The organism is Secundilactobacillus hailunensis, assembly GCF_005405185.1.
Taxonomy (GTDB): Bacteria; Bacillota; Bacilli; order Lactobacillales; family Lactobacillaceae; genus Secundilactobacillus; species Secundilactobacillus hailunensis.
The window spans coordinates 1-8,774 of the sequence record NZ_BJDO01000007.1 but is presented as its reverse complement, the minus strand read 5'-3'; the positions used below and the strand labels follow the sequence as shown (position 1 = coordinate 8,774).

The window sequence follows — 8,774 nt, the reverse complement described above, 5'->3', positions numbered from 1 at the left end:
CAATTTCACTAAGACCTTCACCAGTCCCAGTCGTTGGTGTCCAAGCACCATAACTGATAATCTTACCAGTAACTGCATCAACGGTTCCTGTCCGCGTGTAGTCTTGATGCTGGTTAACAGTCGAGAATGCTTGGTCGCCCTTGCGGTGATCAACAGTATCATCGCCATAAACGTAGTTGATGGTCCGCGTGACTGTTACTTTCAAATTAGTATTCGTTGGATCACCGGTTGGGGTAATCGTCTTCGTGGCGTGCTTGACGTAAACGTTATAATTCTGATCCGTTTTCGCATCATTATCATACGTCCCGACAGTTGCTCCGGCATCTTGACCAACCACCGTGTAATTTGTGGGTACTGCAAGTTTGTTAGTATATCCACCGCCAGCGGCACCAATAAACGTTTGAACAGACTTAGTAATCTCAGAACCATCATTTGGCGTCCATCCTGATGTTTTAGGTGAACCATTCACATCAATATAGTGAACCAGCACTTTTTGGTCAATGTTATAGGTAACCGTCACATTCCGTGCTTGATCAGTAGCTGTTAACGCAGTGGTCTCAATCTTAGCCACTGTTGACTGATCTGGTGTGTAACCTGCAATAGTTGGTGAGGGTAACGCATCGAAACCTTCACCAGTTCCATTCGTCGGTGTCCAAGCACCATGACTGATGACCTTGTTAGTGACGTCATCAATGACTGCCGTTCTTGTAAAGTCTTGTTTCTGGACAACCACTGGTGAAGCAGATGTTCCCGGCTTATCAGTATCAGTCCCGTAAACGTAATTGACGGTTCGGTTAATTGTTGCATTCAAATCACTGTTATCTCTGTTAGGCGTCGTATGATCAATGGTACTGGTCTTATGACTAAGGTGAATAGTGATTTTAGTCGAAGGATACGCTGCTAAAGTATATGAAACTGTGCTGTCCTGTCCTTTTGATAATACGTATCCCTTAGGTGTTAAATCGGTCATATCAACGGTGTAGGTCCCTGTGTCGCCCACGTTTCCTGAAATATCAGGGGCCGTTTTAACCACTTTAGAGGCTGAGCTAGGCGCATCATCATCCACATAGGTCACTGGAGCTGACACCTGTTCAACGTTAGATAATTCATATTGAACAATATCACCATCAAAGTAATATTTAGAAACATCACCAAACGTAGCGGTTTTATTAGGTTCATTAGGACCATAATCACCGTGGTCTGAGTTAACAATCTTAAGTTGCAAGGTATTATCAGGATTTTTTAGCAGATGATAACCAACAGGTACCAATGCAGCATCCGTAGCAGTCAACTTATCTTCAAGTGACGGAAAATCACTAGCATTCAACATATCCTTATTATCTGTTAATGTCTGGGTTAGATCGTTAAGCGGAATATATTTATCAGCACCCGTACTGTCCTTGTAATGCATCCGCGCAGTAACGGTTGAGGTACTTTTAATCGCAATAGAAGTTGCTTTATCAGCAACCGATGCCTTGGCACCATTAGCGTACATCGTTGTTTGTAAATAACCGATCTTGCCAGCCTGATCCGCAAAGTTTTCAGTAGTACCAGTTAATTTAATTCGACCAGTCTCTGTATCAGTCGCTATGTTACCCACTTTAACAATCACCGATTGAACCTTTGACCAATCATCTTTGGTCCAGCCAGTAGTTGCAGACGCCGGAATATAGTCAGTGGTATCAGGTCCTGTGCCGGTCTTAGTATACCGTTTCGTGCTGTACAAAACCGTTGATGTTAATGGTGCACCAGCACCGGCACCAGGAGCCGTGGTATAGGTCGTTGGTACCGTAACGGGACCAGTTAATTGAAAATTATAAGTTGATCCTTGACCATCACCAACTTTAGGCAGGTTAATCGCAACTGAAGCGTCATTGACAGCTGTTGATGTATTAACGATATCGGTATAGAAATTCAGCTGATCACCGTCTCGCACGTCAGACGTCCCATTATTAGTTGCCATACCACCTTGATTGCCTTGAGCCATTGATTGTGCTACGGTTCCGGCAGCAACCGTGATATTCCAACTGCGGACCCCATTATAGTCAGGGGTACATACAGCATTTGCATCACCATCGGTAAATGTTGTATCAGCATGTTTCGCATAAACTGGTTTCCCGTCAACTAGTTTTGGTTTCCCGTCAACTAGTATTTTCCCATCAACTGGTTCCACATAAATTGTTTTTCCATCAGCTACACCATCTATTTCAGTTAAATAAGAACTAGCAACCTTAGTTTGATTTTCAAGAGTGCCAGTACCTGTGAGCGGAGTAGTAGGTGATGTCACGTACAGATAAACAGGATAATCGCCAGGAAGTGCATCAGCATTATTCACCAAATCTATTCCATAAGTGTTCGTATCTAATCCAGTATTAACTGACATACCTGTCCCAGTGTAATCAAATTTAACACCCGTTTGTCCAGTATCTGTTGTATAGTACGAAATCTTAGCCGCGTTTAACGGTCCCCTAATATTTTTAATACTAGTTGCAGCTGGCAGAACAAAATATAAAATTGGTTCGTAAATTTGATCCGTTGTTTGGTGACTCTGTCCATTAATACAAAGGGCAAGGTAGCCACTATCTTTTCCCGGAGTATGAGAGGTCTGTGAAAAGTAGCTTTCCACACGTCCCTGTGCATCAGAAACAGTTTCAGGCGTTGAATCCAGACGAGTATATTTATCTTCTTTCATTTGAATATTGACCTTAAAGTTCAACGAATCATTAGTTTTTACAGGATTACCATTCGAATATTTAGGTGCTAGTTTCCCAAGTAAATGAACGGCATTGTTTTCAGTCTGTGCGCCTGCAGCGCCGGTTGTTGCCCCCGGTGCTAAGTAATTAGGCATAAGAACAACTTTACTTATCGTTGAAGTGGTCGTCCCTTGTTTGACAATTGTTCCACCTGCTGCAACATGCCCTGTTTGGATAGTCCCATCAGCTAGTGTAATCGTGTATTCATACGAAGTTGTTCCTGGTAAATAACTGGTTTGGTTGGCAGCTTGTACTGGAACCTGAACCCCAGTAGCATCAATCCCATCCGGAACCGTTATCGTGATTTGGGCATCTGTAATCGGTGTTGCCGAATCTACGCCAAAGCCATAACTACTGATATATTTAGGACTGTCAGCAGCACTACTATTTAGTAATAATTTACCGGGGGCAGTACCACTGTTACCATAAACGTCAACATTACCAACGGCTGGGACTACGCCATCGCCTATTGCCATCATCTTTTCAGTCAAAGGCTGGCTAGTAGCGGTCAACGTTTGCCCATTAGGAATTTGTTGTGTAATCGTTGACTTACCGTTAGCGGTTAAAGTCTGTACTGTATTCGTCAACTTATTGGTATATTTACCAGCAAGGTAAAAACCCTTTTGTCCTACGGTGGTATTAGCAGGTACTGTCACAATAACCTGACTGCCATCCGTACTTTGTGTAACTGACGTAGTTCCCACTGGAAATTCGTTAAGTGAATCAGTCAAGTCACTATTTAAAACAAAACCGGTTGGGACAGGAATCGTAATTGTTGTTCCAGCGGTGTTAAGTCTAGAATCAATTCCTTTTTCAGCTACGGAGTCATCTTTGATACCGATAGAATCAGTGACATCAAATTGGTAGATATAGTCCGTATTGGGCACAATTTCATCCGCAGATACGATTGGATTACCATTCGCATCCACAACATTCTTACCATTATCATCTGTAACATTCGTTGGCTTAGGCTTTACTCGCGTTGGTGTTGAAATTGTCAATTTAGGCTGACTTTCCTGCGTTAACGTTATTGCGGCTGATGAATCTGGATTGCCGTTAATTGTTGCAGTAATATCGCCCTTAGTTTCTGTATTAACTTGATCAGCAGTTAATTTCGTCTTGCCGGCATTATTGGCCAGCTGTACCAAGGCTATTTTTTGTATAAAGATTCCACCTTCAGCAAAAGTGTTGGTTATAGTGTACGTATTATCAGCATTTTTCGTATAAGCGGTTGTGCCATCACCCTTTGGTAAGTCGTCAACCGATTTTACCGGATCCCACTCCAAATCATCCAAATTTGTCGGTACAGTAATTGTAACTGTATCATGCGCATTAACCGTCATTTTAGCGGTGACTACCACATCATCAGTAGATTGGCCGTAACCAATCTTAGCGGTAGAAGTCGTCAGTTTTACTGATGGCTGTTCACCATCCGCAACCGCCACAATCTTCTGCGGCTGCCCAGTTAGCGCGTACAGCTCTGAGCCAATCGTCTGGGCTTGGGTAATATCAACCGCAGTTGGATCAACCAACAGCGTTTTCATTTGCGCTTCCAACTGGGCGACTTTGACCGTATCTACTTGAGTAGGCGTTGTACCTGTCGTTGTGGTCTTACCTGATGTGGCTGCCTTAGCAGGTGCGGTCGTTTCAGGATTAGCTGGCGTATCGGTTTTTACTTCAGCAGTTGGTGCAGTCGTTACTTCTTTATTTCCGGTGCTCGTCGAATCAGTGGCAACCTTACTATCAGTTTTAGGCACACTAACTTGTTCACCATGATTTGTTGTGTCATTTAACCCGTTATTTCCGGCTTTAGACCCAGCTTGTGGTGATGTTTGAGTTACATTATCTGTATGAGTAGTTGCAGTCGGCTGCTGCTCACCAGTTTGATCACTAGGCTTGACTGCTGAAACGGCTTGTTTAGTTGCAACCGGCTTCACCGCACTAGCATTCTTATCAGAAGTTTGATCATTAACAGCGGTTACATTTGTCGTCGCTGGCTTAGTAGCAGTTACCGCGTCCTTCACCGCTGATTGTGCCGATTCAGTTGATGCTGGCAACGTTACCGTCTTAGCTGTCGTGACACTAGCTGCTTTGTCGGACGTTTGATTACTTTCAGTTTCAGGTGTCGTATCCGGATCCTCTGCTGCATAGCTGGTGCTTGCACCTAAAAACAGTGCTGCACCCATGGATAAGCTGGCAAGGCTGACAAACACCCATTGCCGGCCAACCTTGTATGCTTTATAATGCTGTTTCAAATTAGCTTGAATCGTCTTTGATTGATTATTTTTCCCTACCATGAATTTGTCTCCCTTTTAATAACGATTGATTAAAATAATAACTATGCTCTATTTTAACAATCTAGCTATCAAATAAACGGTTTATTACAATCTCAATTTTTTCCATAGGATCCCCCACCTCTTAATTTTGAGATCATTCTTGCCGGCGAAATCCCCCATAATGGATACGCTTTTTTGCAAAACAACCAGGATTGATACACGGCGTTAACTACTTAAAGTAATATATCAATTTAAAGAAATTATAACGCATAACCTATAAATTGTATACCAGAATAAGATTTCATTTTAATTACAGTGCCATGCTTTAACCACCATTCTCTAACCATCTGAATGACTGCTATCAAGCCCCATGGTCACTCATTCTAATCGCTAACCTGCTGGCCTAAATGTTACATTTATAAACAACTGTCAAATTAATATCATAATTGATACTAAAAAGTCCTCCCGCAATTGAGAGATGAAGTAAGCTTCATCCCTCAACCATAGGAGGATTTTTATCATCGGCAAAAATTCACCGATCATTAAATTTTTAATTTAGGCTAGTTGTGCCGAGCACGCTTAGCAGCCTTTTCACGTTCGTTAGTGCTTAGAATTTGCTTCCGCAGACGGACGTGGTCAGGGGTAACTTCACAATATTCATCAGTGTTCAAGAATTCAAGTGATTCTTCAAGTGATAAATGAACGGGAGTCTTGATACGGGCCATGTCGTCGGAACCGGCAGCACGGACGTTGGTCAAGTTCTTACCCTTGGTGATGTTAACGGTGATGTCGTTTTCACGGCTGTTTTCACCAACGATCATTCCTTCGTAAACATCAGTACCTGGATCGATCAATAAGGTCCCACGAGATTCAATACCCATCATGGCATAAGTCGTTGCCTTACCGGCGTTCATTGACACTAAAGTACCCTTTTTACGGCCAGGGTTCCAGTTTTTGATCACTGGTGCGTACTTCTTGAAGGTATGGTTCAAGATACCATATCCACGAGTCATGGACATGAATTCAGTTGAGTAACCGATCAAGCCACGTGAAGGTGCTAAGAAGGTCAAACGGGTTTGGCCGTTATCAGTACTCTCCATGTTCTGCATCTCACCTTTACGTTGTGAAAGTGAGTCGATTACGCTACCAGTGTATTCGTCAGGGGTATCGATTTGAACCTCTTCAAATGGTTCTGACTTCTTGCCATCAACGTCTCGGTAGATAACTTCTGGACGTGATACTTGGAGTTCAAAGCCTTCACGACGAAGGGTTTCAATCAAGATCGACAAATGCAATTCACCACGGCCGGAAACAACCCAGGCACCTGGTTCGTCAGTATTGTCAACACGTAACGAAACATCGGTTTCCAATTCAGTCTTCAAACGTTCTTCCAACTGACGGCTGGTAACAAACTTACCGTCTTGACCAGCAAATGGTGAGTTGTTAGTCCGGAAAGTCATTTGCAGGGTTGGTTCATCGATCCGCAGAAGTGGTAATGCTTCTTGGGTATCAGAAGCCGTCACCGTTTCACCAACGTTGATATCTTCCATCCCAGAAACGGCAATCAAGTCACCGGCGTGGGCTTCGTTGATTTCCAAACGCTTCAAACCGAAGAAACCAAACAGCTTAGTGACCCGGAAGTTCTTAGTGGTACCGTCAAGCTTCATAACCGTAACGTGGTCACCAACTTTAATGGTTCCACGGAAGATCCGGCCAATCCCAACACGGCCAACGAAATCGTTGTAATCCAGTAAGGCAACTTGGAATTGAAGTGGTTCGTCCGAGTTATCAAGTGGTGATGGAATGTGCTTAATGATGGTATCGAAAATTGGCTTCATGGTGTGTTCTTGAGTTGAAATGTCTGGATCGTAGCTTGAAGTCCCGTTCATAGCTGAAGCATAAACGACTGGGAAATCAAGTTGATCTTCGTCAGCACCTAATTCAATGAACAGGTCCAAAACTTCATCAACAACTTCTGAAGGACGGGCACCTGGGCGGTCAACTTTGTTGATCACCACGATTGGTGTCAAATGTTGTTCCAAGGCTTTCTTCAAAACGAAACGGGTTTGTGGCATGGTACCTTCAAAGGCATCAACAACCAGCAAAACACCATCAACCATTCGCATGATCCGCTCAACTTCACCACCGAAGTCAGCATGTCCTGGGGTATCCAAGATGTTGATCTGCTTGTCGCCATAACGCACAGCAGTGTTCTTCGACAGGATCGTAATCCCACGTTCCTTTTCAATATCGTTGGAGTCCAGCGCACGGTCGGCAATCTCCGTATGGCTATCTAATGTATCTGATTGCTTCATTAATTCATTAACCAAGGTTGTCTTACCGTGGTCAACGTGGGCAATAATTGCGATGTTACGAATGTCATCTCTGGTTTTCAAAATCTTGTTCTTCCTTTCATAAACACGTGTTTCTCTTATTTAACGGTCAGATGTAGCGCAGTCTCCACACTCTACACCTTGACTTAACGCCATAAAAAAACTGTGACCAGCGTCACAGTCAGACGTTTGAACCGATGATTGGCAGAATGTCTTGTTGTGCTTTTACCGTTGCTACCATTACGAAATCTGATGATAGCATATCTAGAGGCTTGCCGTCAACCGTTGTTACCTTCAGACCAAGACTTTCTGCCAAAATTTTACCGGCACCAAAATCCCATGGTTTCAAATATGAGACGTAGGCGACGATCTCTCCTTTTAATAAATGAATCATTTCAATCCCAGCTGAGCCATAGATTCTCAGACCAGAACTGGCATCCGCTATTTTCTGAAAATTACGGTAATCGTGGACGACCATTGGTCCGCTGACGCTCACTAGGCCATCACGTAAATTAATATTTTCAGGGGCAACTAGCGGCTCATCATTTTGAAACACGCCGGTCTCCGGTCCGCCAGAAAGCAACTCATCGCCCATGACATCGTAGATATAGCCCAAAACACCCTGACCATCGACGTAAAGGGCGATCATGATGGCAAAATGATCACGCTGTTTCACAAAATTCATGGTGCCGTCAATCGGGTCGACCACCCAGACGAGCCCCTTAGTCGACTTGACCTGGTCACCAAAGCCCTCTTCACCTAAGATCTGGCTGTCAGGTGCAAAGGCTCTGATCTTGTTGATAATAAATTTTTCATTTTCCTTATCAACGTTGGTCACTAGGTCTTTTCGGCTAGTTTTAGTCGCTACCTTTAAATTCTGCTGCATTTTGGTCAGGATAAACTCACGTGACATGTGAAGCCATTGCTTGACCGTACGATCGATTCGGCGAAGTTCCGTTTCATTCATCGACCTAACCTCCAATCGTCATTTTAACCGACTTTTTGGCAGTCTCACGGGCTGCCTTGAGCGTGAGGTATAAACTATAGCCGGTCAACTGTTCAAACTGCTTACCAAGCTGCTTTTCCTGAGACTTAGACGTGACGACTTGTTTAAAGGCCTTATACGCTGAAAGCAGTGCGCTCACTGTCACGCCCTGTGACAGCTCGTAAGCATCTTCCACCTGCCGATAAAAGTCCGTCACACTAATAATTTCGTCCGTTGTCCAGTCATTTCCTAAGGGATAACTAAAGTTTTTCAAAATGGCACCCCATCCGTTATATTTTTTCTTCTCGACCATTATACAGCAAAAAAGGGGTCTAAGCTTTTTAGTGTTGATTAAGTTCAACACTGAGAAACTTAGGCCTGTTTTTTTGCAAAAAAAGGACACCTAGTCTCCCAGGCGTTATACTTT

At 43.5% G+C, this 8,774-nt stretch carries 4 protein-coding genes; all 4 read right to left on the bottom strand.

The features are described from left to right. Positions 1-5,050: mucin-binding protein (locus FFM73_RS03190; protein ID WP_137630416.1), on the bottom strand; the 5,050-nt coding region annotated here is incomplete at its 3' end. A gap of 539 nt (positions 5,051-5,589) precedes the next feature. Continuing rightward, positions 5,590-7,425, bottom strand: a complete 1,836-nt coding sequence (gene typA / locus FFM73_RS03185; RefSeq protein ID WP_137630345.1) for a translational GTPase TypA — start codon at positions 7,423-7,425, stop codon at positions 5,590-5,592. A gap of 118 nt (positions 7,426-7,543) precedes the next feature. After that, positions 7,544-8,329, bottom strand: coding sequence for an inositol monophosphatase family protein (locus FFM73_RS03180; protein ID WP_137630344.1), 786 nt, complete (start codon positions 8,327-8,329; stop codon positions 7,544-7,546). Positions 8,330-8,333: 4 nt separating this feature from the next. Then, the gene (locus FFM73_RS03175) at positions 8,334-8,624 is read right to left on the bottom strand and encodes a UPF0223 family protein (protein WP_225362391.1); all 291 of its coding nucleotides are present in this window, start codon (positions 8,622-8,624) and stop codon (positions 8,334-8,336) included. Positions 8,625-8,774 lie beyond the last annotated feature (150 nt).

Coding starts and splice junctions, on each gene's coding strand:
- FFM73_RS03180 (WP_137630344.1), bottom strand. CDS start 8,329: ATGAATGAAACGGAACTTCGCCGAATCGATCGTACGGTCAAGCAATGG.